Genomic DNA, 23,745 nt, shown 5'->3' with positions numbered 1-23,745 from the left:
GTTAGTCATTGTCAAGTACTCCTTTATGTTTGTATGCCCAATGATTGGTTGGACCATGACCGTTTCCAATGTGCAAATCATATGTGATTGCATCAGTAATAAATGCTTTCGCAACTGAAATTGCATCAAAAATGGAGGCACCTTTTGCAAGCTCCGCCGTTATGGCTGCAGAAAATGTACAGCCAGTTCCATGTGTATTTTCCGTCTGAATTCTTTTACTTGTAAATGTGTGAAAATGTTCCCCATCGAATAGAAGATCACTCGCAATATCAGCATTTTCTTCATGGCCGCCTTTAATCAAAACATTGTTCACACCAAAATCAGCAATTCGTTTTGCTGCCTCTTTTTTATCCTCCTGACTGGTAATTTCCATATTAGCTAACACTTCAGCCTCGGGAATATTGGGCGTTGTTACAAAAGAAAGCGGAAGCAAACTTTTTCTCAATGCTAAAATTGCTTCAGTTTGTAGTAAAGAAGCCCCCCCTTTAGCAATCATAACAGGATCAACAACTAATGTGTTTAATTGATATTGTTTTACTTTTTCTGCCACAATTTCAATTATTTCCGAGTCAAACAACATTCCCGTTTTCAATGCGTCTGTGCCGATATCTACTAAAACAGAATCCAATTGTTTTGCAACAGCTTCATATGGTAGTGGGTATACTCCTTGCACCCCTAACGTATTTTGTGCTGTTACAGCTGTCAATACCGACATACCATATACTTCTAATTCCTGAAATGTTTTTAAATCTGCTTGTATGCCTGCGCCTCCGCCACTGTCAGAGCCGGCAATTGTAAGTGCCTTTTTCATCATGATTACTCCTTACTTGACTGTAATGATACTATATCGCTGAATATCTTCCTCTGAAACTAGTGATAACTGATTTAAAAACTCAATTTGAAAACTGCCAGTGCCTTGTCCAGCTGTTTTTTTAGCAGCGATTTCCGCCGCTACCCCATAAAAAGAAATCGCAGATGTCGCTGCCAATAAAGCTTGATGCTCAACCGCATTAAAAGCCGCGACAATAGATGATAATAGACAACCTGTTCCTGTTACTTTTGTTAATATCGGATGACCATTTTGAACGATATAAGTAGTTTCTCCATTGGAAATGACATCATCTTTTCCGGTAATAGCAACAGTTGTAGACAAAGCCAGTGCTGCTTTTTTGGCCATTTCAACAATATCTCCCTGTCCATTTCCAGCATCGACTCCTTTAATTTCCCAATCTACTCCTATTAAATTTGCAATCTCTGCAGCATTTCCTCTAATTACACTAAATTTAATCTCTTGCAACAGCCTTTTCACCGTTTCTGTACGAAATGTCGTTGCCCCTGCTGCAACTGGATCTAAGATGACTGGAACATGATGCTGATTGGCCGATTTACCTGCTATGATCATCGCTTCAACCGAATCACGATTCAATGTTCCTATATTAATGACAAGGGCCTTTGCCACACTTGCCATTTCAGCCACTTCTTCAGCTGCATCTGCCATTACCGGTGAAGCTCCTAAAGAAAGCAGTCCATTTGCCGTAAAATTTGCAACTACAATGTTTGTAATATTATGTATAAGGGGATTCGTTTCCTTAATTCTCCTTACTAATTCATAAACGTGTTGCTTTTTCATTTTTTATACCTCCTAAAATATAAAAAGTCAGACCCGCTAAGGATCTGACTTGATCGCAAGAAGAAAAGCTGTACTTCCTACTTTCCTACGCCAGTATGAACCGGATCAGGTACAAAGGGTTAAAAAACGACATGTTTTTCTCTCAGCCTGCATAGGCACCCCTAGTAGTGTCAAACATATTCTTTTTAAGTAATTATAGTACGTTAATTGTACGTAGTAAAGCTAAATCGCCCCTTTATTCATAAATTTCATTTACAAAACACATTTCTACCTAATAAACTAGCTTTGATATTCATCCCACTCTTCATCAATGATACATTTCGCAATTAAATAATCAAATGTAATATCGGCGATTTCTTCAAGCTCAATCTCTTTCGGGACATACCCTCGTTTAACTAATTCCATATAGAAGAATTCAGCTATTTCTTCAGTATCAATATATACGTCCATATCACGCAAAAAAATCGCCTCCTCCTTTTTTAAAAAATGTATGAAAAAGATAAATTATATATACCATTAAACATATTTTTTCTAAAAAATTACAAATATCTGTCATGCCGTTCAGCAATTGGTTTTTCCGCGGCCATTTTAAATAATCATAACATTACCTATTCGACCATACGAAGCGCATCATTTCGTCTCAGAAATATAAATATCCCATGCCTTATCGAAAATGGTCATTGAGTGTAAATACTCTCCATTCAATTCTAGATAAGAACTAATCTCATGATAATCTGTCGAGTGCTTTGGAAAACTGTGATCCCGGTATGCTCCATTCGCAAAAATAGTTAAATCGTCTTTTTGTTTAGCATCCCTGAATTTCATTAAAAAGTGATAAAAGGATTTCATCGTACAAGCGCCTTTCTATTCTATTTCGTTTTCATATATGAATCACTATATCGAAAGACTTACATTACGTAAAGTCAAAACATACTATCATATATAGCTTTTTATTTCAATCTACCTTCTTTAAAACGTGAGTGCTGATTATCACTTCAAGGTCTCACTTTTTTCCTCCAGTCTCCCTATTGCCTTTAAATCTATTAGATAAAAATAAAAGAAAATTTATAAATAACATTTAATTGTTTATTTTCCTGACAAATTTATAGATTATTTACTAATAAATGTTTAATATTATTAATTGAGTGTCTATTTAAATAAATTAGATATTTTTTGGAGGTCCCCGTGATTAAAACTAAAAAAAATTCGAACAGAACAACTTTCAACATCATTAAGAAGAAAGATATGCGAACATTTTTCCGCGCAATCATTCCATATATCCAAACGATTCGGGGGAAAATTGCCGTGTCATTCGGGATACTTACCATATTATTAATACTATTAACGATCACATCGTATATAAATATGAGGAATCTTGAAAAAGAAATTACCCGAATTTCCGAGCATGACATTATAGTCCATGACGATGTGCAAAACCTTCTAGAGCAAACAGGCGATATTGACTCCGCTTCATTAAACTATGTGCTTTCAGGTGATATGGATGCACTTGATCCTTATGAACAGAGTAAAAAAGATGTTAATACAAAACTACGTGAATTAAGAAAACTACTGAAACAAAATCCTGATCAAAGAACTAAAGTCGAGCGTATTGCACATGCATATAATTTTTGGCTTGGTGGGATTGATCGCGTCATCGAGGCACGGCAATATAATACGCAAAAGGATGCAATTGAACAAACGAAAACGTCGCAGACGACATTTTATATGAACAAAATGAAACAAGAAATTCAAGATCTTTTACAGGATGAAACAAACACAACGAAAGAACGTATACATCTTTTACATACTACTGTTTTAATTTCTCAAATTGTTACAGTTGCATTATCATTATTTGCCGTCATTCTCTCTATCATAATCAGTATGCTTTTAACGAAAACCATTAAATCGAGCGTACGTAAAATAAGTCAATCAATTTTAAACATCGCATATGCTGGCGGAGATTTAACTAAAAGAATAGAAATTAAGTCTAATGATGAACTTAGTAATCTAGCAAAAGACACAAATCAACTAATTGATGGCATTGCAAAGTTAGTAACGGATATAGCGAGTATGGCTGAAAACGTCTCCTCGTCTAGTGAACAATTACTTGCTTCTTCCGAAGAAACAGCACGTACGATTCAATCTATTGCAGAAACGGCAAATGAAATTGCAAGTGATAGCGAACAGGTTTCAAATCAGATGAGTAAATCAATGTCAAAAATGGAGATTTTAGAAAAAGTAGTATCGATTCTCTATGACTCAGCTGAAACGGTAAAAAAAGCGTCACTTGATATGAAAATATCTGCTGAAAAAGGTAGTGATTCTGTAAATAATACTTCATCTAAAATGAAGAGTATTGAAAATATTATTTCTAACACAACATCTACAGTTGAGACATTAGGACAAAAGTCAGCTGAAATAACAAAAATGATTAAAACGATAACAGGAATTGCAAAACAAACTAATTTACTAGCATTGAATGCGGCAATTGAAGCATCCCGAGCCGGTGAACACGGACGGGGATTTGCAGTTGTAGCTAATGAAGTACGCAATTTGGCGGAACAATCACAACGATCAGCTGATGAAGTGACAAAAATTGTCCTTTCAATACAAAAGGAAGTTAATCGAATTATTGATCAAAATAACGAAGGCGTTCAGGCAGTATTAGCTGGTGTGCAATCTTCTGTTGAAACGAAGCAGTCTTTACAGATTATTCAAAAGCAAACAAATGCAACAACCAATGTTATCATTGATATGGTTAGCGAAATTGAGAAAACTAAAAAACTAAGTATTGATGTTGCGGAATCTTTCGAGGCCGTTAACCAAATTGCTGCAAATACCGCAACAAACACTGAAGCTACAGCATCTAGTTCACAGGAAGGATCGGCTGCAATGGAAGAAGTCACTGCAGCTGCTTCCGAATTATCTAAGCAGGCTGAATATTTACGGAAGCTAATTAGTAATTTTAAAATATAAAAATGAGCAATCATTTAATTGATCATAGAAAAAAGGCAACATTACCGTTGCCTTTTTCTATCATTATAAACAAAACTTATTTAGGATCTACCCAGCAAGCACCAATAATAATTAGAAGGATAAATAGCACAACAATTAAAGCAAATGAATTCCGACAGCCATAGCCACCGCCTACAACACCATAGCTATATCCTCCACCGTAACATCCGCATCCATCAAACGGATGACCATATCCATCATAATATGGATGACCATATCCACCATCATATCCGTAGTACATACCATTCACTCCTCGAAGATTTTCTATATTTTTCTATTCAGTTCATGGTATGTTTCATTAGGATATGTGTATGTGCATTCGCCTAGTTTTTGAGACTTTTACCTAAAGACCGTTAAGTTAAAGGATACTCAATCAAATAAAGATAAATATTCTCCATAGCCTTCTTCTTCTAATTTTTCTTTCGGAATAAAGCGCAAAGCGGCTGAATTAATGCAGTATCTTAAATGAGTTGGTCCAGGTCCATCAGGAAAAACATGACCTAGATGGGAATTGGCCGACTTACTTCTAACCTCTGTTCGAATCATTCCATGACTAGTATCCGTTTTTTCAACCATTTCATCTTCCGCGATTGGTTTCGTAAAACTTGGCCATCCACAGCCAGCATCAAATTTATCTTTTGAACTAAAAAGTGGTTTTCCAGACACGATGTCTACATAAATTCCCTCTTCAAATGTATTCCAATATTCATTGTGAAACGGAGGTTCTGTTGCACTATGCTGTGTTACCTCATATTGCATTTTCGTTAATTTTTCTTTTAAATGTTTATTTTCCATATTTGTCACCCCAATGTGTTCGAATAAATGCGGCTCTGCCAGATCCTTCATGATATGCTTGATAATGAGTAGGATTCTTTTTATAGTAGTCTTGGTGATAATCTTCAGCTGGATAAAACTCAGATGCTGGCAAAATACTCACAACAATTGGTTTCGAAAAACGGCCGCTTTTTTCTATGTTTCTCTTAGATGTTTCAGCAGCTTTTTTTTGATCCTCATTATAATAATATATAGCCGGTTTATAAGAATTTCCGCGATCAAAAAATTGTCCCCCAGCATCTGTAGGATCTATTTGTGTCCAGAATATATCTAGCAGTTTTTCATATGGGAATTGCTCAGAATTATATATAATTTGTACTGCTTCAGTATGTCCCGTTTTTCCAGAACATACTTCTTCATATGATGGGAAAGGTGTTGTCCCTCCGGTGTATCCTGAGACGACCTTTTCTATTCCAGGTAATTCATCAAAAGGATGCACCATACACCAAAAACATCCTCCCGCAAAAAGTGCTTTATCCAAAGTCAATGTCCATCACCCCGATTTTTTCATGATGTATTCTTATTGTAGCTTGTGAATTTATATTTATCTACTTTTAGGCATAGTTGCTTGAAATTCAAATTATTTACTCTTTCTTATCGTCCTTATATGTAATGAAGGAATGGTCATTCATAAGGCAAAAAAATATAAAAAGTTTAATTGCCTTGATTTAAACGTCTTTCTTATAATAGTTATATCCATTGTGGTATGGTTTTTAATCTAGAAAGGAGTATAAAATTGAATTTACCTATTGATTTTAAGGAAAAAATGTTATCTTTGCTCGGTGATGAAGCAAATGATTTTTTTGATTCTTATACAGAAAAACGTGCGAGCGGTTTAAGAATTAATACTAATAAATTGGATGCTAATAATTGGGAACAGATTTCTCCTTTTTCAATAGAAAACATTCCTTTTGTCCCGACTGGCTATTATTTTAATGAAAAAGAAGACCAACCTGGAAAACATCCATATCATTCTGCAGGTTTATTTTACATTCAAGAACCTAGTGCTATGTTTGTTGGTGAACAATTAGACGTAAAAGCGGGAGATCATGTATTAGATTTGTGCGCTGCACCTGGAGGAAAGTCTACTCATATCGCGACACGAATTGGTGAGAATGGGTTCCTTATGTCTAATGAAATTCATCCAAAGCGAGCAAAGGCACTTTCTGAAAATATTGAAAGGTTTGGACTAGCAAATACAGTTGTGACGAATGAAACGCCCGAAAGGTTAAGTAAACTTTATCCGAATTATTTCGATAAAATCTTAGTAGATGCTCCATGTTCTGGTGAAGGAATGTTTCGAAAAGATCCAGAAGCAATGAAATACTGGAGTCAACAACATGTTGAACAATGCGCAAACAAGCAAAGGGAAATTCTATCCTACGCATATAAAATGTTAAAGCCAGGTGGGACACTTGTGTATTCTACATGTACTTTTTCTCCTGAGGAAAATGAACAAACGATCGAAGCATTTGTACAAGAATTTCCAGATATGGACATTATTCCAATACACCATTCGCATGGGATCCAACCAGGCAAGATTGAATGGACAAAGAATCAACTTAAGGACATCGTTCATACAGCAAGGCTTTGGCCACACCGCTTACGGGGAGAAGGCCATTTTGTAGCAAAATTGAGGAAGCAATCAAGACTTGAAGAAGCAAATGAAAGCATCCAATTGCAGGCAGCGACGAAACTTTCAAAAGTTCAAGAAAGAGACTGGAATGATTTCAAACAAAATAATCTAATACATTTCAATACAGATGGAAAAGCATTTTTTGTATTTAAAGATCAGCTCTTCTTATTACCGAGACAATGTCCACAGTTAAAAGGCGTTCATTTAGTTCGTGCTGGACTACATCTCGGCGTCTTCAAAAAAAATCGTTTTGAGCCTAATCATGCGTTAGCACTTGCATTGTCAATTAAACAAGGCAAACATGTCCACGATCTTTCTTCGAAAAATGAAGAATGGTTGCGCTATTTAAGAGGTGAGACATTAAAAACCACAGGCAATCATCGGGGGTGGGTTCTTATAACAATTGATCAATTTCCGTTAGGCTGGAGCAAAGAGGCAAATGGCATTTTGAAAAATTTTTATCCGAAGGGGTTACGATTACTTTCATAATAAACGAAAGAGGCTGGGAAAACACTCAAAAGTTGTTAGCTAAAGACGAACATTGCACATATCAACTCCGAAAATATGCGTGGACTCCTGTGGGAGGCTCACTAGCCGCCCACGGAAAGCGAAGGATATTTCCGGAGCTGAGTTGGAGCACAATGTTCGGGTTTTCTTTAGTTAAGATCCTTTTGCCCCAGCCTCTTTATTTATTTATTTGGGAAATACAATGTGAATAAAATATTGTTATGTGCTAAGTCGAACTGATTAACTTCCACTTTTGCATCGCTGTCCAATTTCATCTTTTGCAATTGAATGTAAAGAAGCTTGTCACTCGGTTTAATAATCACCCAGTCAGGTAAATGCTGTGTAGTATCAATAAATCTTAAAATATATGAAACGGGTAAATGGATCTTTCCTAAAGTAACCGATTTTTGTTTCAATAGTAAATCACCATTTTTTAAAGCTTTCGGCGTAAATGTCATCTTATAATGCATTTTTTCTGAGAAAACATCCACTGTCCCATATAGTTCAACATCTTTATTTAAATACACTTCACCATTAAAGTTCTCTTGTTTCAAATAGCGATTAATCATTCCATTTAAATCAGCTTTGTCTGTTTTTACATGAAACTCAATATCGTGCTGTTTTTTTGCCTCTTTAGGAATTGATTGCTCCGACGAAGGCGCAAAGAGAAAATATGAAAGTACGAGGACAATAACAACTACAATCGTTAATAACGATAAAAAAGCAAGTTTCCACGGATTTTTTTTCATGAGCGTTCATCCTTTATACAAATCGTCTATCTAATGAGGGATTCTTAAAAAGTCATCTTTCAGTAAATATTGAAAAATACGCTGCGACATTAAATCATACCCTTTGTTATTCGGATGAAAATGATCTTCTTCATATAACAACTCATCTTCCCTTTTTGCAAAGATATCCGCCACAGGTATAAATGTAGTATTTTTGTAACTCTTTGTTACTTGTTTACTCGTATTGTTCCAATCATTAAGAATCGTATTCATTTCTTTAATATCCGAAAACCATGTTGAAAATGGATTATAAATACCAACAAGGGCAATTTTTGCATTTGGATTTTCTTTACGTATTGTTGTAAAAACGTTCGAAAGGTGCTTTTTATAATCCGGTATCGCATTTTTAAAAGCTTGTTCATTAAGATCTGATATATTTGCGCGGAACACTTTCATAATATCATTACCACCAATTGTGATAATGACTAAATCAGATTGTTTAATGGCTTTTTTAACAGCGCTCTCCTGTAATTTTGCTAGCAACTGATCGGTTGTATTTCCTTTTACACCAAAGTTTTGAATGGATGTATCTTTAACACCTTTGAGTGAATTTAATTCGTGTTTCAAGTAATAAGTATAGCCGCCTCGATTTTTGCTATCACCAATACCCTCTGTTAAAGAATCCCCAACAGAGACAATATGAAGTTTTACAGGAACGATTTTTTTTTGCTCAGAACTTACTGATTTAAATGTTGCAGCCGAACAGCCAGATATGGTTAGCAACGATGCGAAAAGGAAGGTGATGAAGATTTTCCTCATCGTTTCACCTCACTTTTTTGCAATGCATACATTATAACATGAAAAACAAATTGAATCTGGAATTTTTCAATACAACCTTCTAAAAGTTTCAACATGATATGTATCAGAAATTTCTTCGCATTGCGACAAAGGTTGAAATCCACTATAATGGTTCTAATACCAAAAAGGGGGAAACAACTTGAATATAAGCTATTCGGGCAATTGGAAAGAGGAACTCGCAAATGCCATCACACACGGAATTGGATTTTTATTAAGTATCCCTGCTACATTTTTTTTATACCTTTTTGCATCTCAAAAGCAGAATCCCCTTTATATGGTAAGTTTTCTTATTTTTGGGATCTCTATGCTTCTTCTATATTTATTCTCCACATTACTTCATAGCTTCTATTGGTCAAAAATGAAGAAATTTTTTATCATACTGGATCATTCAGCCATTTATTTATTGATTGCTGGTACGTATACCCCTTTAGTTCTAATTACATTACACGGCACATTAGGATGGACCATTTTTTCGATTATATGGGGGCTAGCAATTATCGGAATTGCAACGAAATGCTTTTTAGTTCAACGTTTTAAATTATTGTCAACAATCTACTACCTACTTATGGGCTGGCTGGCAATCATTGCATTTGAACCCCTGTATTCTAATTTGACTCAAGCTGGATTTGGCTTATTACTTGCAGGAGGCATCTGCTATACTATTGGCTCTATTTTTTACATTTTAAGAAAGATCCCCTATTCACACGCTATTTGGCATCTATTTGTGATAGGCGGAAGTGCATGCATGTACTTTTGCATTATCCTCTTTGTTTAAGTTTAAAACATAGTTGATAAAAAAACCGACAAGATGAAAGTTTAGATCTTGTCGGTTTTTAATATACTTCTTCAAATTTTTTGATAAACAAGAAATTCATAATCATATGGATTTTTCTCGTTTTTCAGCCCTCGTTTACTGGAAATTAATTGCCACTCATTCCAATTGATCATCGGAAAATAAGTATCTCCTTCAATGTCTTCATGAATTTTTGTCATATATAGGCGATTGACATCATCCAATAGCAATGCAAAAATTTCCGCCCCACCAGTTATAAAAATTTCTTCATTTTTTTCATAAGCCCATCGTAATAAATCATGCTTATTGGAAAATACAAGGCAATTTTCCGCATGAAAATGCGAATCTCTCGTTAAGATGACATTTGTTCTCCCAGGAAGCGCCTTTCCAATTGATTCATACGTTTTTCTTCCCATTACAATTGGATGTCCCCATGTTAATTCCTTAAAATATTTCAAATCCTCCGGTAAATGCCATGGCAATTGGTTATCTTTGCCGATAATCCCCTTTTCATCTTGTGCCCATAGAAATGATATCATACGCTTACCACTCCTGAAATATGTGGGTGTGGATGATAGTCTAACAGTTCAAAATCATCATACTGAAAATCAAAGATATTTTTTATCTCAGGATTGATTTTCATTTTTGGAAGATCACGAGGTTCGCGCGTTAACTGCAATTTTACTTGCTCTATATGATTTAAATATATGTGTGCGTCTCCTAATGTATGAATAAATTCACCTGGTTCAAGATCACACACTTGGGCAATCATTAATGTTAATAATGCGTAAGAGGCAATATTAAATGGGATTCCTAGGAATATATCACCTGAGCGCTGATATAATTGACATGATAATTTACCATTGGAAACATAGAATTGGAAAAAACAGTGACAAGGCGGCAATGCCATTTTCTCGATTTCTCCAACATTCCATGCATTTACAATTAAACGTCTAGAATCTGGATTTTGTTTAATTTGTTCAATCACTTGGGTGATTTGGTCGACCGTCGATCCGTCAGATGTTTTCCATGACCGCCATTGTTCACCATATACCGGACCTAAATTCCCATTTTCATCAGCCCACTCATTCCAAATACGTACTTGATGGTCTTGTAAATACTTTACATTTGTATCACCACGCAGCATCCATAATAATTCATGAATGATTGACTTTAAATGTAGCTTTTTTGTTGTTAAAAGCGGAAAACCTTGTTGTAAATCAAAACGCATTTGGTATCCGAACGTACTGATCGTTCCAGTTCCAGTTCGATCCTCTTTTTTTTCGCCGTGCTCAAGCACATATTGGCATAAATCTAAATATTGTTTCATTACATTTCCCCTACCTTATTTAAATTGACATGATTACACTTTCCATTGCGGAGGAGTATTTTTATCCCAGTAAATGGATCCCAATTGATGATGCACTTGAAAATGATCGAAGGCAACATGATAATGAAAATTAAAATAGTATCCTTCCATTGGAGGATGATCTCTTCTAACATGGAATCGGATAATGTCTTTCATTGAATCTTTGTCATATATATGAAAAATCTTTTCGCTGGCTCCACCGCTTGGTTTTTCAGAAATTGCGAGTTTCGACAAGTTCCCTTGTGGATATTGCATAATTGTATTTGTTATAGCTGTTTCTATATTTGGTAATATGGCCTCGCGAAATTCATCTTCAATGACTGGCTTGATTTTAGAACCAAACTTTTCATATGATTGCATTTCTGCTGAATTGATCATCTTCTTTATCAACATACTGCGCTCATTGTCAGATTGTTCACTTGAAAGACTTGCTGTACTATTTTGATAATCTTCCGTGTTTCCCTGTTTGATTCGATTGATTTGATGGTTATGATTCCAAAGATCATGAGATGGGGATACAATTCCAAATGATAGTACTGAAACGAGAATGACTAGTGATTTCTTAAACCATTTTTTCATTTAAATATCCCTTACTTCTGACATGTACCTCTATTATATAATATTGCGGCAAAAGCAGTAATCCTTTATTAAAACTGTTTTCATAAACATTGCTATTTTTGACGGAATTTGTGTTCCACTTCCTGGGTCTTCTTTAATTAAATAGTAATTCATAACTAGAATTTAAACATTCTTGAATAAGGTGGTTTGTGCTGATATTTCAAATTTAGTTATTGACATCTTGCCAGTGATTTCCGCTCCTGGGGTTCGCTTTCCGCGGGCGGTCCGGAAGCCTCCTCGTCGCAAGCTCCTGCGGGGTCTTCCTTGGACGCGTTTGTCCCGCTGGAGTCTCACCCCTTTCGCTCCAGTTGCATTGCTAATTATTATTAGAAATTACACATCTTTGAATAAGGTGGTCTTTGCTGACATTTCTAATTTAGTTATTGACATCTTGCCAGTGATTTCCGCTCCCGGGGTTCGCTTTCCGCGGGCGGTCCGGAAGCCTCCTCGTCGCAAGCTCCTGCGGGGTCTTCCTTGGACGCGTTTGTCCCGCTGGAGTCTCATCCCTTTCGCTCCAATTGCATTGCTAATTATTATTAGAAATTACACATCTTTGAATAAGGTGGTCTTTGCTGACATTTCTAATTTAGTTATTGACATCTTGCCGGTGATTTCCGCTCCTAGGGTTCGCTTTCACCAAGCCTCTATGATCCAATCTATTAGAAAAGAGCCTTTAAACATCGATTTTGATAAATAGCTATGATCTATCAATAAAGAATTTCATAAAAATGAGTTTTGAAATAAATATGTTTCATTTAAACAGACCTATAGAATAAAAACGCCTTAGAATAAAACTAAAGCGTTTTTCATTACGGTAACATTAGCAATATTTTTCAAATGCATTATGCAAATTTGCGATAATTTCTTCAACATCATGTCCTTCAATATCGCTTCTTGGAATAAAATGCAAAACTTCTTTTCCCTTTAACAATGCCATAGATGGTGATGATGGTTCAATATCAATAAAATACTCCCGCATCTTTGCAGTTGCTTCTTTATCCTGACCTGCAAACACGGTTACAAAGTGTTCAGGCTTTTTATCTGATGTTTGAATTGCCTCAACTGCTGCTGGTCTTGCTAACCCTGCTGCACAACCACATACAGAATTAACAACTACTAACGTAGTTCCTTGTGCATTCTCCATGTATTCGGCTACTTCTTCAGCAGTTTTCAATTCTTTGAAATTAGCGTTTACTAGTTCCTCTCTCATTGGTCTTACTAATTCTCTCATATAATCTTCATATGCCATTGACATCGATAAAACCTCCTCAAATTTACAATCGTTAAATATATTTATTAGATATAACGATGATGACTAACAACTTCTGAAAAGTAGTTGGCCGTATCATCATTAACAACATATAATCTCATAAGCTAAATGATAAAGTAATTCTGCTTTCACTTCATTTAATTAGGTTGATTTTTTCTTGCCTCAGTCATTTGCTTCCATACCGAACCTTTTGCTTCCTGCCCATTCGTAATCCTTTCAATTGCCATTTTGATTTGTAACTGTACTTCGAATTCAGGATCATTTTCAGCTTGTTTCAAGGCTGGTAACGCAGATTCGTCACCTTCTTCGTATAAAAACATCGCTGCACGCCAGCGAACGATTTTACTTGGATCTTGTAACAGTTTTGCCATTGGAGCAATTGCCTCTTTAAATCCGAGATCGGACAAAGCATCACCCGCTGTTCTTCTCACAGTTACATTACCGTCTTCCAAGCCTTTATAAAGATATGATAATACTTGTTTATCCTTAATCATTCCTAGATATACAACTGCAAGTCTACGAATAGAAGGTTTTTCATCTTTCAGCGCTTTTTCCAATACAGGCAAATCTTGCAAAGTTGGGGTTTCCATCTGTTCAAGCAGCTGATATCTTTTGCGCCAATCAGGTACATCTAGCATATCTGATGTCACTTTGATCAATTGTTTCTTCTTTATTGGTTTAGTAGGATTTTGTGCTTGCTCTACTAATGTATTGATTCTTTCTTGAGGGTAAGCTGCGAGCAATTCTTCGACAACATCATGGCCAATTTGCTCTAATTCGCCATAACGAACGCCCCAATCTTTCCATTTTCTTAATAACACGTAATTATCGCCGTCTAAAGTAGCTGATTTCATAGCATGAACAAAATAATCTGGCAAACCAAACCGTTTTTCTTGTTCACCGTCTGTCAACTTAACTTGCAACGGAATGTCCTTGAACATTTGGATCGCCACATTTACTTCTCCAAAATGCTCATTCATCACTTCTTCTTGATTAGAATGGGATTGTTCCTCGCCGAAAGCCTCTCTGACTTTAGGTAAAATTTCCTTCCAATCAACTTTCCCTACCCGTTCTACTGCTAAAAAGTCTGCAACATGATAAACCCCTTTGACACCATCAATTTGCAAAATTCGTCTAATCAAATCAGGTGCTTCTTCCAGTTGCTCTTTTTTATAATTATTCCGCTTTCCGCTTGGTAGCTCCTCTGTCAAAATAACCTTCATTGTATTCGGACTTGGAGTTGGTTCAATTGCTTTTATATTCATTTTCTACCACCTTTCTCTGACATCGGTAGCCTTGTTTTATTTTATCACAAAGTGCAGACATTCCTCTATTTTATGAATTCTGTAGTTCAGATAAATAATCCCATCTTTCAATTAAATACTCAAGCTTTTCGTTTTCTTCTTCAAGTACGTTCATAATTTCTTGTGCTTTCATAAAATCTGATCCGACTTGATGAAGCTCTTGATTCAATTGTTTAATCTTCTCTTCACATTGCTCAATGTTCTCATCTATTGCTTCCCATTCCTTTTGTTCTGAATAGGACATTTTTTTCTTTTTCTGCTTTACTTTTTGTTCAATAACTAACTCTTTTTTTGGTTCTTTGCTTGATTTCTCATTTTTCCGTTCATGTTCCAAATAATCACTATATGAACCATAATATTGATCAATCACAGCATCACCTTTAAAAATTAACAGTTGCTCAGCTGTTTTATCTAAAAAATAACGATCATGTGAGACAGAAATAACGACACCTGGAAATTGTTCAATATAATCTTCCAACACTGTGAGCGTTTGTGTATCTAAATCATTTGTAGGTTCATCTAACAAAAGTACATTAGGTCTACCCATCAACAATGACAACAAGTAAAGTCTCCGTTTTTCTCCGCCAGAAAGCTTATAGATCGGTGTACCATGTGTATGTTTTTCAAACAAAAATCTTTCCAGCATTTGTGCAGCCGATATTGTTTCACCATCTTTTGTCGTAACCGAATCTCCAAACTCGCGAATATATTCAATCATTCTTTTATTTTCATTCATTTCATCAATCTCTTGTTTATAATAGGCGATATTAACGGTTTGACCAATTAGCAACTCGCCGCTATCAAGCTGAATATTTCTAGCTAAAATATTCATAAACGTAGATTTTCCACTGCCATTTTTTCCGACAATCCCAATTCGGTCTAATGGTTTAATGAGCCAATCAAAGTGATCCAATATTTTCTGATGTTGAAATGATTTTGAGGCATTTTTTAATTCAAATACTTGTTTTCCTAAACGTGATCCTTCTAGTGCTATATCAACTTGTTCATTTGTAGGGATCTTTCCAATATTGGATTCTAATTGTTCGAATCGCTGAATTCTTGCCTTCTGTTTTGTCGATCTTGCTTTTGCCCCTCTTTTCATCCATGCTAATTCATGACGATAAAGATTTTTTCTTTTTTCTTCTTGTTGGAGCATTTCTTCTTCTCGTAATGCTTTTGCTTCAATAAAATCTTGATAATTTCCTTTATAAGCATATAATTGTCCATGATCGAGTTCAAAAATACGGTTGGCTACATGATCTAGAAAATAACGATCATGCGTGACAAGTAAAACTGAACCGCGATATTTTGAAATATAATCTTCAAGCCATTTTACTGAAGGATAATCAAGATGGTTCGTCGGTTCATCTAAAATTAATAGATCAGGTTTTTCAATTAAGACTTGCGCGAGTGCAACACGTTTCTTTTGACCACCTGATAGCGTACCGACCTTCTTTGTAAAATCGCTGATTCCTAACTTTGTTAATATCGTTTTTGCATTTGCACTTGCTTCCCACGCATCTAAAGCATCCATTTGTTCTTGGAGCTTAAATAACTGATTTTGATAGTTTTCATTTGTTGGATCTTCTTCAAGATAAATTGTTATTTGCTCATATGAACGCAAGAGCTGCATAATTGCAGTCTCACCTTGGAAGATTTGTTCCAGAACAGTTAAATCTGGAGACAACGATGGCTGCTGCGGTAAATAACCGATTGTATAATCATTAGGATGAATCATTTCCCCTTCATCTGGTTCATCCAAACCAGCAATTAATGTTAGTAAACTAGATTTTCCTGTCCCATTTACCCCGATCAGCCCAATGTGTTCATTTTCACCAATATGGAAGGAGATATGATCAAATAATTGTTTTTCTCCATAAGATTTTGTAAAGTTTTCAATAGCTAACGATCTCATTAATCAACATCCCATTCTTTATAAAATTGCTGTAAGAACATCTCCATAAACTGATGACGTTCTTCTGCAAGTTGTTTCGCCGTCTCAGTATGCAATAAATCTTTTAATTTTAATAATTTCTCATAAAAATGATGAATAGATGAAGTTTGTCCATTGCGATACTCATTTAGTGACATATTTGTTCTAACTGGTAAAGATGGATTATACATGGCCTGGCCTTTTTTCCCGCCATAAGCAAATGTTCTCGCAATCCCGATAGCTCCGATTGCATCTAAACGATCAGCATCACGGACGACCATTGCCTCATATGAATGTAAGTCCGCTTCATTCCCGCCTTTAAAAGAAATTGTCTTTACTATGTCAATGATGAACAGTTTTTGTTCATCCGAAACTTGTATTGTATCAAGAAAACGTGTTAACTTCTTTTCGCCTTCATCCATTTGTTCATTCAATTTTTCATCAGGTATATCATGTAAAAGAGCTGCCATTTCAATAATAAAAGCATCACCTTTATGTTCGGCTTGCGCTATTCGCAAAGCCAATTTACGCACCCTGTCAATATGGTGCCAATCATGGCCAGACGAATCCTTTTCATGCTCTTTATAAACGAATTGTTCAGTTTTAGCAATAATATCAATCAATATACTAACCTCTTTCCATATTATTGTAACACGATTTATATTAAATAGAGAAAAAGCTGCATCGTCTTACATAACGCAGCTTTTCTAAAATGATATTAATAAAGTTTTTGTAATGTCTTCACAACATGATGAAGCATTTCTAAAAGATCATCCATCATATCTTCCGTCACTATTCGCTGAAAATCGATGATGATTTCTTCCTTTGGGTCTTCATGTGAAGAAAAAATCGTTCTATATTCGTATGAGCGTTCTTCACCCCAAAGGGATGTGATCAATTTTTTATAAGAAGCTGATTTTTCCTCTTGTTTCCATGTAAAAAGAACCTTTACAAAAGCACCGATCCGGAATTGATTTGCTTGATTTAGCAATTCTGCTGCTAATTGTTCAATTGTCGCTTCTAAACGAATATCGGCATACGTAGAGGAATTTTCATCTAAAGTGAGACGGATGCTGTATAAACGTGACATAGTAGCAAGGTCAATATAGTCATGCCTTTGCGTAACAATTGCCTCACCGCTTAAATCAAGATCATATACCGCTCCTTCAAAAACAACTTTCATATTATCAAATGCAGTTGGGTCAAACACCACATTCACTTCCTTTAAAACAATCCAACAGCATTTCCATTCTCATCAACATCCATTTGAAACGCAGCCGGCTTTTTAGGCAGTCCTGGCATTGTTAAAACATCGCCTGTTAACGCAACAATAAAGCCTGCACCAAGCTTCGCTTTTAATTCGCGTACATGAATGATAAAATCTGTTGGACGTCCCACTTTTAGCGGATCATCAGATAATGAATACTGTGTTTTAGCAATGCAGACGGGTAAATTTGACCAGCCAAACCTTTCAAATTCCTCAATTTGTTTGAATGCTTGTGATGAAAATTCTACATCTTTTCCACCATAAACTTTCTGAACAACTGTGCGGATTTTTTCTACAATTGATAATTCTAGCGGATATAGAGGCTGAAAGTTGTTTTCCTTCTCTTCTATCGTTTTCAGCAACTTATTTGCTAAATCTATACCGCCTTTTCCACCTTTCCCCCATACTTCTGTTAAAGAAACTGGGATGTTTTGAGCAGCACACCAATGTTTTAATTCAGCAATTTCCATTTCAGTATCACTGAGAAAACGGTTGATGGCAACTACAAATGGCAATCCATATTGCCTTATCGTATCAACATGCTTGTGCAAATTTTGGAGTCCAGCTTTTAATGCTTCTACACTTTCTTGATGTAAGTCTTCCTTTTTCATGCCGCCATGCATTTTCAAAGCACGAATCGTGGCCACAATAACAACTCCATCAGGTTTTAGACCAGCCATTCTAGATTTGATATCCAGAAATTTTTCCGCCCCTAAATCTGCACCAAAACCAGCTTCAGTAACAACATAATCCGCCAATTTCAATGCTGTCTTTGTTGCCATAATACTATTGCAGCCGTGAGCAATATTTGCAAATGGCCCTCCGTGTACAATTGCAGGAGTATGTTCTATCGTCTGAACGAGATTTGGCTTTAACGCGTCTTTTAATAATAGCGTAATAGCTCCTGCAATGCCTAAATCGCCAACTGTGATCGGATTTTTATCATAATTATAAGCAACTACCATATTCGCAATTCTTTGTTTTAAATCTTCCAAATCTTTTGCTAAGCATAGTACTGCCATCATTTCAGATGCAACAGTGATATCAAAACCATCTTCACGGGGTACTCCTTGTCCAGGCCCACCGAGACCAACAACGACTTTCCTTAATGCACGATCATTTAAATCAACAGCCCGCTTCCAAACAATTCTGCGCGGATCAATTTGGAGTGCATTCCCCTGATGAATATGATTATCTAATAAAGCTGATATCGCATTATTAGCAGCCGTTAACGCATGAAAATCTCCAGTAAAATGTAGGTTGATATCTTCCATTGGCAATACTTGAGCATATCCCCCACCAGTTGCTCCGCCTTTTAATCCCATTGTCGGTCCTAGTGATGGTTCTCTTAAAGCAATAACTGTTTTGTGGCCAAGCTTGCTTAATGCATCACCTAAACCAATTGTTACGGTTGATTTTCCTTCTCCAGCGGGTGTAGGATTAATTGATGTGACAAGAAACAACTTTCCATCATCTTTTGTTTTCAATTGATTGATTTTTTCGTATGTAATTTTTGCTTTATATTTTCCATAATACTCAAGATCTTCTTCATTTAATTGCAGTTTATCTGCAATTTCTTTAATCGGTTTTAATGTTGAACTTTGTGCAATTTCAATATCTGACTTCACGGATGTCTTCATTTTCAATGCCCAATCCCCCACTCATATAAAAATCTACTTACACTCATATGATACATGGTCATACATATAAATGCACCCTCTAATACAAAATTGTGACTTCCTATAAAAACAACTGCATAAAATCAGTTTGTTTTTTTCATAATTTACCAAAGATAGTTAAAGAATATATATGAAAGGAAGATGCTTATGGAAAAGATTATAAAAGTTGAGAGAAATCATTTCGGTGAAATTATTAATTTTCAAACTTCATCTGGGAGAATTATTTCCTATCAAAAAGCGTTAAATGAAATTGAAGCGGGAGTTATTAGCGGGGTGGAGGTTCAGGAAAATGAACTAGGAGCCAGCTATATTGTAAACGAAAATGACGATAGAGACTTTTCTAATTATCCTCCTATTTTTCAATAACTAGGAGCTAAGAGCTGCCGCAAAAAATAATGGGAAAGTCAAATTACTTCTATAGGAAGCAGCCTGCGTACTTTCCATAGAAGTATCAACGACATCCATCCCCATTTAGAAGGCAGCTCTGTTTTGATCAAGACAACTTTATGACGATCATTCATCATCATTTTCTAATTGAAGTTTATTTAATGCCTGAACTCGGCTAGGGTTTGCTTGAAAGTATTGGACAAGATCACCGATACGATCGATAGAGTTCCAGCTTAAATGATGTTCAATTCCTTCAACATCTTTATAAATATTTTCCTCGTCTACACCGATAATTTTCAAAAATTGTTCTAGTAAATGATGACGATCTACCAGTCTTTTTCCGATTTTCTTCCCTTTTGGTGTAAGAACTAAACCGCGGTATTTTTCATAAACTAAGTAATCATCTTTATCTAATTTTTGAACCATTTTTGTAACAGAGGATGGGTGTACTGAAAGTGCTTCAGCAATGTCAGAAACACGGGCATAACCTTTGCTCTCTATCAAAATAAATATTTGTTCAATATAATCTTCCATACTTGGTGTTGGCATTTCCAGACCCCCATTTATACTACTTTTTCACGACACTAAACATAAACACATTGTTTTTAGTTTACTATAATTTCAAAATTATAACAAGAAAACCTCTAACGATTGTATGAAACTTTGATGAAATTTACAGCAAATCCAACAACAATTTAACCGCTTGCAAATGTGAGAATAAATAGAAATTCTAACAATTTTGATTGTGTAAAATCTTGACTCTTTATCATCAATGGAGTATATTTATTATAACATTAAACACGTGATATCCTCTAGTTTAATAGTGGTTCTTCATCTGTTTAATGCCACATTTTTATAGGCACAAATGTGCTGGTGATTTAGGAGGATTAAGAAATGCAAAACGGTAAAGTAAAATGGTTTAACAACGAAAAAGGTTACGGTTTTATCGAAGTTGAAGGCGGAGACGATGTATTCGTACATTTCACTGCTATTCAAGGCGAAGGATTCAAAACGTTAGAAGAAGGTCAAGAAGTTTCTTTTGAAATCGTTGAAGGTAATCGTGGACCACAAGCTGCTAACGTAACTAAACTTTAATTATAAACTAATGAATAAAGGCTGGCATTTTTGTCAGCCTTTTTATATAGCTTATGTTGAGCATATGATTATGATAGTCTTTCACCGTATTTTTTTAATTTTTCTCCGACTGAACATTTTCTTATGCAAAATTGATGAGCATTTTTTTTTCCATACTCTTTGCGAAAATAAGTTTTTAAAAAACATCCATCACAATAAGTAGACAATAACTCATTTACTTCTTGTAAAAGTTGTTTGCGCTCCATGTTTTCATCAACCTTCCCTTTTTTCCAAACGATCACTTATATATTTTTATTATGTATCCGCTCCACTGTGCATTCAGTTTTCTATTTTAACATGACTATGAATCATCTGATCATGTAATGCCTGGCTTGCAAGCTGATCAGCTTCTTTATTTTGCTTTCTGGAGATCGTTTCGTACGTTGCTTTAATACCTAACATTTTTAGTTTATCCTCGATTTTATTAAGCCAATCATTTAATATTTCTTCATAGCATGGCCATTCTCCAAGCAATTGCATAATTACACCTTGGGCATCTCCTTTTATCATACATGGAACATGGTGAGCACCTAAGTCTTCTAATTGTTGACAAGCAAAATATAATGCCACATATTCTGCCTCACTATTTGAACATAATTCATTGAATAAGTGATTAATCCGTATTCGATAAGTAGCATTATGTTGTTGATAATAGATGACAACCCCAATTCCTGCGCGTTTTGTCTGCAAATCAAACCCACCATCAAAGTAAACGACGATATTACTTGGTTCTTCCTCTATCTCTTCTTTCCATTTTAAAAATTCTTTCACTGTCCATCCATTTTCCATTTCATCTATAATAGCTAGCTCCACAACTCTGCCTGTTTTTTGAATATCTGCTATAAGCCTCTCCATCATTTCCGGCGTAGTCCACTCTGATTGAAAAAGGACGGGCTTCGCTTTTAAAACGTTATACTTCCACTTTAAAGAAACTTTCATGTTATTCACTCATTTCTATTGTCAGTTTTTTTTAGAATGATTATAGTTAGATTATGCGAAAATTGAGTGATTTATAAGGAGAGAGAATATTGATTGAAGTATATATTGATGGAGCCGCAGCTGGAGATCCAGGTTTAAGTGGTGCTGGTATTTTCATAAAAGCAAATGGAAATGTATTCCGCTATTCAATTCCACTAGGTGAAAACAATAATCATGAGGCAGAATATCTTGCATTAGAAAAAGCACTTACCATTTGCCTTGAAAAACAGTTCACGGTTATTTCAGTTCGTTCTGATTCAGCTGCAGTTGTTAATGCTGTTGAAAAGCAATTTGCGAAAAAAGCTCCCTATAAACAAATTTTAGAAAGAATTTTAACACTCATAGAACAATTTGATCTTTTCTTTATTAAATGGGTGCCAAGTAAAGAAAATAAAACAGCCGACAACTTAGCACGGAAGGCAATCCAACAGCAACAAAAGGGAGAATAACATGATTAAAAAAAAATTATCTGAAATAGCTTTATTATTTGTAGCATTTGTATGGGGAGCAACGTTTGTTATCGTTCAGCATGCCATTCAAGCATTACCGCCTTTTTCCTTCAACGCTATTCGTTTTCTGTTAGCAGGGCTATTATTACTGCTAATCTGTATTTGGAAAGAGAAAGGAAAACTACAGATTACTCTCCATACAATCATTCCCGGGTTCATCCTAGGATTATGCTTATTTACAAGTTATACCTTTCAAACGATTGGTTTATTATACACTACCCCTGCAAAAGCTGGATTTATAACGGGACTGAGTGTAGTATTAGTGCCAATATTATCCTATTTTATGTTAAAACACCGTGCTGAAACAGGGGCGATCATTGGTTCAATCTTAGCTGCAGTTGGCCTTTATCTATTGGCCGTCAAAAATAGTGAGCCGTTTTCGCTTGGAGATCTACTTGTACTCATCTCAGCATTTGGATTTGCCTTCCATATTCTTTGTACAGATCGCTTTTCACGGCACATCTCTGTCTTATTGGTCACAACCATTCAAATATTAACCGTCTCATTATTAAGCTTTATAAGCGCCTTTTTATTAGAAAACTGGAGAAGGTCGTTTTCAGCCAATGTATTACTAACAAACGAGATGATTATGTCTCTCTTTATTACGGCAATTCTAGCAACTGCTGCTGCATTCTTTATTCAAACAATTGCTCAAAGGTTTACGACTCCTTCTAGAGTTGCAATTATTTTAACAATGGAACCAGTTTTTGCTGCGATTACTTCTTTCCTATGGATTCACGAAAAAATTAATACGGCCGGTTTATTAGGTTGTCTTCTAATTTTAATCGGTATGGTTTTTACGGAAATTCCATTTGAATTTTTAAGAAAGAGACACAAAAAAACGATCGAGCTTCCTAAATAAGGATTAAGCTCCTTCGTTTTTTTTCAGTAAGCCTAGTTTATGTATATAATGATAAGCCTCTTTTCTTGAATGAATATTATGCTGTTTAAAGTTTTCTAATAAAGAAATGTAAAAACTGCCGTCAAAATATCTTTGCGACTTTAACGTGATTTCTATTGCAGCTTTTACAACATCATCGGATGCATTTGTATATTGCTTTCCAAAATATACAAAATGGATCACATCCTCTTTAAATTTAAAACCTTTGCTTCTTAAAAATAAGATATACTCTCCTAAAGTCATAGCGCTCCCCCAATTCATAGAAAATACATCCTTTAAGAAATAAATGTGTTTCGTCATTGATACATTTGAAAAGAGACAACTATTAAATTTTAGCTTACTTTTCTGTTCTTGACCATTTATTTTCAATGAAAATCACAACAATGTTCGGACAT

General features: G+C 35.4%; 29 protein-coding genes and 1 riboswitch. Of the genes, 7 read left to right on the top strand and 22 right to left on the bottom strand.

The window, feature by feature from the left end; all coding sequences use genetic code 11:
- Position 1 precedes the first annotated feature (1 nt).
- The 4 genes from thiD to G4D61_RS10485 all read right to left on the bottom strand — a co-directional run bounded on the left by thiD (position 2) and on the right by G4D61_RS10485 (position 2,479).
- Positions 2–811: a bifunctional hydroxymethylpyrimidine kinase/phosphomethylpyrimidine kinase gene (thiD, locus tag G4D61_RS10500; protein ID WP_205603257.1), complete on the bottom strand. Its 810-nt coding sequence runs from the start codon at positions 809–811 to the stop codon at positions 2–4.
- 12 nt (positions 812–823) lie between these two features.
- The gene (gene thiM, locus G4D61_RS10495; RefSeq protein ID WP_163173880.1) at positions 824–1,630 is read right to left on the bottom strand and encodes a hydroxyethylthiazole kinase; all 807 of its coding nucleotides are present in this window, start codon (positions 1,628–1,630) and stop codon (positions 824–826) included.
- A 65-nt stretch (positions 1,631–1,695) separates the two neighbouring features.
- A riboswitch (TPP riboswitch) is annotated at positions 1,696–1,803 on the bottom strand.
- 106 nt (positions 1,804–1,909) lie between these two features.
- Positions 1,910–2,080 carry a YozD family protein gene (locus tag G4D61_RS10490; protein WP_371316487.1) on the bottom strand — a complete coding sequence of 57 codons (171 nt, stop codon included), beginning with the start codon at positions 2,078–2,080 and terminating at the stop codon, positions 1,910–1,912.
- Between the two features lie 180 nt (positions 2,081–2,260).
- Positions 2,261–2,479 carry a YozE family protein gene (locus G4D61_RS10485; protein WP_025728292.1) on the bottom strand — a complete coding sequence of 73 codons (219 nt, stop codon included), beginning with the start codon at positions 2,477–2,479 and terminating at the stop codon, positions 2,261–2,263.
- Between the two features lie 336 nt (positions 2,480–2,815).
- On the opposite strand from G4D61_RS10485, the gene G4D61_RS10480 reads away from it, so the two are divergent.
- The gene (locus G4D61_RS10480) at positions 2,816–4,606 is read left to right on the top strand and encodes a methyl-accepting chemotaxis protein (RefSeq protein ID WP_025728290.1); all 1,791 of its coding nucleotides are present in this window, start codon (positions 2,816–2,818) and stop codon (positions 4,604–4,606) included.
- A gap of 76 nt (positions 4,607–4,682) precedes the next feature.
- On the opposite strand, the gene G4D61_RS10475 is transcribed toward G4D61_RS10480, so the two are convergent.
- From G4D61_RS10475 to msrA, 3 genes are all read right to left on the bottom strand, one after another.
- On the bottom strand, positions 4,683–4,886 hold the full coding sequence (locus tag G4D61_RS10475; RefSeq protein WP_025728288.1) for a YjcZ family sporulation protein: 204 nt from the start codon (positions 4,884–4,886) through the stop codon (positions 4,683–4,685).
- Between the two features lie 128 nt (positions 4,887–5,014).
- Entirely contained in the window at positions 5,015–5,440 is a 426-nt protein-coding gene (gene msrB, locus G4D61_RS10470; RefSeq protein ID WP_025728286.1) for a peptide-methionine (R)-S-oxide reductase MsrB, read from the bottom strand.
- Positions 5,430–5,921 (bottom strand): peptide-methionine (S)-S-oxide reductase MsrA, encoded by a 492-nt coding sequence (gene msrA / locus G4D61_RS10465; RefSeq protein ID WP_051476265.1) that lies wholly within the window; start codon positions 5,919–5,921, stop codon positions 5,430–5,432. The genes msrB and msrA overlap by 11 nt, the downstream gene beginning before the upstream one ends.
- Before the next feature lie 294 nt (positions 5,922–6,215).
- Between msrA and G4D61_RS10460 the strand changes: the two genes are divergently transcribed.
- On the top strand, positions 6,216–7,604 hold the full coding sequence (locus tag G4D61_RS10460) for an RsmF rRNA methyltransferase first C-terminal domain-containing protein (protein ID WP_025728281.1): 1,389 nt from the start codon (positions 6,216–6,218) through the stop codon (positions 7,602–7,604).
- Positions 7,605–7,804: 200 nt separating this feature from the next.
- Here G4D61_RS10460 and G4D61_RS10455 read toward each other — a convergent pair whose 3' ends face one another.
- Entirely contained in the window at positions 7,805–8,371 is a 567-nt protein-coding gene (locus G4D61_RS10455; protein ID WP_025728279.1) for a YpmS family protein, read from the bottom strand.
- A gap of 30 nt (positions 8,372–8,401) precedes the next feature.
- Positions 8,402–9,169: an SGNH/GDSL hydrolase family protein gene (locus G4D61_RS10450; protein ID WP_025728277.1), complete on the bottom strand. Its 768-nt coding sequence runs from the start codon at positions 9,167–9,169 to the stop codon at positions 8,402–8,404.
- Between the two features lie 178 nt (positions 9,170–9,347).
- On the opposite strand from G4D61_RS10450, the gene trhA reads away from it, so the two are divergent.
- The gene (gene trhA, locus G4D61_RS10445; RefSeq protein ID WP_025728275.1) at positions 9,348–9,983 is read left to right on the top strand and encodes a PAQR family membrane homeostasis protein TrhA; all 636 of its coding nucleotides are present in this window, start codon (positions 9,348–9,350) and stop codon (positions 9,981–9,983) included.
- A 71-nt stretch (positions 9,984–10,054) separates the two neighbouring features.
- Here the strand turns inward: trhA and G4D61_RS10440 are convergent, their stop codons facing one another.
- From G4D61_RS10440 to G4D61_RS10400, 9 genes are all read right to left on the bottom strand, one after another.
- Positions 10,055–10,540: a dihydrofolate reductase gene (locus G4D61_RS10440; protein WP_163173878.1), complete on the bottom strand. Its 486-nt coding sequence runs from the start codon at positions 10,538–10,540 to the stop codon at positions 10,055–10,057.
- The gene (locus G4D61_RS10435; protein WP_025728271.1) at positions 10,537–11,331 is read right to left on the bottom strand and encodes a thymidylate synthase; all 795 of its coding nucleotides are present in this window, start codon (positions 11,329–11,331) and stop codon (positions 10,537–10,539) included. The genes G4D61_RS10440 and G4D61_RS10435 overlap by 4 nt, the downstream gene beginning before the upstream one ends.
- A 33-nt stretch (positions 11,332–11,364) precedes the next feature.
- On the bottom strand, positions 11,365–11,949 hold the full coding sequence (locus G4D61_RS10430) for a YpjP family protein (protein ID WP_025728269.1): 585 nt from the start codon (positions 11,947–11,949) through the stop codon (positions 11,365–11,367).
- A gap of 859 nt (positions 11,950–12,808) precedes the next feature.
- The gene (locus G4D61_RS10425; RefSeq protein WP_025728267.1) at positions 12,809–13,243 is read right to left on the bottom strand and encodes a BrxA/BrxB family bacilliredoxin; all 435 of its coding nucleotides are present in this window, start codon (positions 13,241–13,243) and stop codon (positions 12,809–12,811) included.
- A gap of 152 nt (positions 13,244–13,395) precedes the next feature.
- Positions 13,396–14,523 carry a conserved virulence factor C family protein gene (locus G4D61_RS10420; protein WP_025728265.1) on the bottom strand — a complete coding sequence of 376 codons (1,128 nt, stop codon included), beginning with the start codon at positions 14,521–14,523 and terminating at the stop codon, positions 13,396–13,398.
- 70 nt (positions 14,524–14,593) lie between these two features.
- Entirely contained in the window at positions 14,594–16,477 is a 1,884-nt protein-coding gene (locus tag G4D61_RS10415; protein ID WP_025728262.1) for an ABC-F family ATP-binding cassette domain-containing protein, read from the bottom strand.
- Entirely contained in the window at positions 16,477–17,118 is a 642-nt protein-coding gene (locus G4D61_RS10410; protein ID WP_205603256.1) for an HD domain-containing protein, read from the bottom strand. The genes G4D61_RS10415 and G4D61_RS10410 overlap by 1 nt, the downstream gene beginning before the upstream one ends.
- Before the next feature lie 95 nt (positions 17,119–17,213).
- Positions 17,214–17,705, bottom strand: a complete 492-nt coding sequence (locus G4D61_RS10405; protein WP_025728258.1) for a hypothetical protein — start codon at positions 17,703–17,705, stop codon at positions 17,214–17,216.
- A gap of 14 nt (positions 17,706–17,719) precedes the next feature.
- A complete protein-coding gene (locus G4D61_RS10400; protein ID WP_035348558.1) occupies positions 17,720–19,402 on the bottom strand; it encodes a formate--tetrahydrofolate ligase in 1,683 nt (560 codons plus the stop codon).
- Positions 19,403–19,588: 186 nt separating this feature from the next.
- Between G4D61_RS10400 and G4D61_RS10395 the strand changes: the two genes are divergently transcribed.
- Complete coding sequence (locus G4D61_RS10395) at positions 19,589–19,807, top strand: DUF3892 domain-containing protein (protein WP_051476264.1); 219 nt, start codon at positions 19,589–19,591, stop codon at positions 19,805–19,807.
- A 147-nt stretch (positions 19,808–19,954) separates the two neighbouring features.
- Here G4D61_RS10395 and mntR read toward each other — a convergent pair whose 3' ends face one another.
- Entirely contained in the window at positions 19,955–20,377 is a 423-nt protein-coding gene (gene mntR, locus G4D61_RS10390; RefSeq protein ID WP_025728252.1) for a transcriptional regulator MntR, read from the bottom strand.
- 345 nt (positions 20,378–20,722) lie between these two features.
- Between mntR and cspD the strand changes: the two genes are divergently transcribed.
- On the top strand, positions 20,723–20,923 hold the full coding sequence (cspD, locus tag G4D61_RS10385; protein WP_025728250.1) for a cold-shock protein CspD: 201 nt from the start codon (positions 20,723–20,725) through the stop codon (positions 20,921–20,923).
- A 68-nt stretch (positions 20,924–20,991) separates the two neighbouring features.
- On the opposite strand, the gene G4D61_RS10380 is transcribed toward cspD, so the two are convergent.
- Both G4D61_RS10380 and G4D61_RS10375 read right to left on the bottom strand, forming a co-directional pair.
- Entirely contained in the window at positions 20,992–21,168 is a 177-nt protein-coding gene (locus G4D61_RS10380) for a zinc-finger domain-containing protein (protein WP_081750004.1), read from the bottom strand.
- A gap of 73 nt (positions 21,169–21,241) precedes the next feature.
- A complete protein-coding gene (locus G4D61_RS10375; RefSeq protein WP_025728248.1) occupies positions 21,242–21,901 on the bottom strand; it encodes a reverse transcriptase-like protein in 660 nt (219 codons plus the stop codon).
- An 89-nt stretch (positions 21,902–21,990) separates the two neighbouring features.
- Here G4D61_RS10375 and G4D61_RS10370 point away from each other — a divergent pair, with 89 nt between their 5' ends.
- Together G4D61_RS10370 and G4D61_RS10365 are read left to right on the top strand one after the other, a co-directional pair.
- On the top strand, positions 21,991–22,389 hold the full coding sequence (locus tag G4D61_RS10370; RefSeq protein ID WP_025728246.1) for a reverse transcriptase-like protein: 399 nt from the start codon (positions 21,991–21,993) through the stop codon (positions 22,387–22,389).
- Between the two features lies 1 nt (position 22,390).
- The gene (locus tag G4D61_RS10365; protein WP_163173876.1) at positions 22,391–23,311 is read left to right on the top strand and encodes a DMT family transporter; all 921 of its coding nucleotides are present in this window, start codon (positions 22,391–22,393) and stop codon (positions 23,309–23,311) included.
- A gap of 3 nt (positions 23,312–23,314) precedes the next feature.
- Here the strand turns inward: G4D61_RS10365 and G4D61_RS10360 are convergent, their stop codons facing one another.
- Entirely contained in the window at positions 23,315–23,611 is a 297-nt protein-coding gene (locus G4D61_RS10360; protein WP_231473047.1) for a DUF6123 family protein, read from the bottom strand.
- Between the last annotated feature and the right edge of the window lie 134 nt (positions 23,612–23,745).

It is taken from the genome of Heyndrickxia ginsengihumi, from assembly GCF_011008565.1.
Lineage (GTDB): Bacteria > Bacillota > Bacilli > Bacillales > Bacillaceae_C > Weizmannia > Weizmannia ginsengihumi.
The sequence above is the reverse complement of the archived record's forward strand: the minus strand, read 5'-3'. Positions and strand labels throughout refer to the sequence as shown.

Bases quoted from the DNA above. Each gene is read 5' to 3' on its own strand.
- thiD (WP_205603257.1), bottom strand. From the start codon at position 811: ATGAAAAAGGCACTTACAATTGCCGGCTCTGACAGTGGCGGAGGCGCA.
- thiM (WP_163173880.1), bottom strand. From the start codon at position 1,630: ATGAAAAAGCAACACGTTTATGAATTAGTAAGGAGAATTAAGGAAACG.
- G4D61_RS10490 (WP_371316487.1), bottom strand. From the start codon at position 2,080: ATGGACGTATATATTGATACTGAAGAAATAGCTGAATTCTTCTATATG.
- G4D61_RS10485 (WP_025728292.1), bottom strand. From the start codon at position 2,479: ATGAAATCCTTTTATCACTTTTTAATGAAATTCAGGGATGCTAAACAA.
- G4D61_RS10475 (WP_025728288.1), bottom strand. From the start codon at position 4,886: ATGTACTACGGATATGATGGTGGATATGGTCATCCATATTATGATGGA.
- msrB (WP_025728286.1), bottom strand. From the start codon at position 5,440: ATGGAAAATAAACATTTAAAAGAAAAATTAACGAAAATGCAATATGAG.
- msrA (WP_051476265.1), bottom strand. From the start codon at position 5,921: ATGGTGCATCCTTTTGATGAATTACCTGGAATAGAAAAGGTCGTCTCA.
- G4D61_RS10455 (WP_025728279.1), bottom strand. From the start codon at position 8,371: ATGAAAAAAAATCCGTGGAAACTTGCTTTTTTATCGTTATTAACGATT.
- G4D61_RS10450 (WP_025728277.1), bottom strand. From the start codon at position 9,169: ATGAGGAAAATCTTCATCACCTTCCTTTTCGCATCGTTGCTAACCATA.
- G4D61_RS10440 (WP_163173878.1), bottom strand. From the start codon at position 10,540: ATGATATCATTTCTATGGGCACAAGATGAAAAGGGGATTATCGGCAAA.
- G4D61_RS10435 (WP_025728271.1), bottom strand. From the start codon at position 11,331: ATGAAACAATATTTAGATTTATGCCAATATGTGCTTGAGCACGGCGAA.
- G4D61_RS10430 (WP_025728269.1), bottom strand. From the start codon at position 11,949: ATGAAAAAATGGTTTAAGAAATCACTAGTCATTCTCGTTTCAGTACTA.
- G4D61_RS10425 (WP_025728267.1), bottom strand. From the start codon at position 13,243: ATGTCAATGGCATATGAAGATTATATGAGAGAATTAGTAAGACCAATG.
- G4D61_RS10420 (WP_025728265.1), bottom strand. From the start codon at position 14,523: ATGAATATAAAAGCAATTGAACCAACTCCAAGTCCGAATACAATGAAG.
- G4D61_RS10415 (WP_025728262.1), bottom strand. From the start codon at position 16,477: ATGAGATCGTTAGCTATTGAAAACTTTACAAAATCTTATGGAGAAAAA.
- G4D61_RS10400 (WP_035348558.1), bottom strand. From the start codon at position 19,402: ATGAAGACATCCGTGAAGTCAGATATTGAAATTGCACAAAGTTCAACA.
- G4D61_RS10395 (WP_051476264.1), top strand. From the start codon at position 19,589: ATGGAAAAGATTATAAAAGTTGAGAGAAATCATTTCGGTGAAATTATT.
- mntR (WP_025728252.1), bottom strand. From the start codon at position 20,377: ATGCCAACACCAAGTATGGAAGATTATATTGAACAAATATTTATTTTG.
- cspD (WP_025728250.1), top strand. From the start codon at position 20,723: ATGCAAAACGGTAAAGTAAAATGGTTTAACAACGAAAAAGGTTACGGT.
- G4D61_RS10380 (WP_081750004.1), bottom strand. From the start codon at position 21,168: ATGGAGCGCAAACAACTTTTACAAGAAGTAAATGAGTTATTGTCTACT.
- G4D61_RS10375 (WP_025728248.1), bottom strand. From the start codon at position 21,901: ATGAAAGTTTCTTTAAAGTGGAAGTATAACGTTTTAAAAGCGAAGCCC.
- G4D61_RS10365 (WP_163173876.1), top strand. From the start codon at position 22,391: ATGATTAAAAAAAAATTATCTGAAATAGCTTTATTATTTGTAGCATTT.
- G4D61_RS10360 (WP_231473047.1), bottom strand. From the start codon at position 23,611: ATGAATTGGGGGAGCGCTATGACTTTAGGAGAGTATATCTTATTTTTA.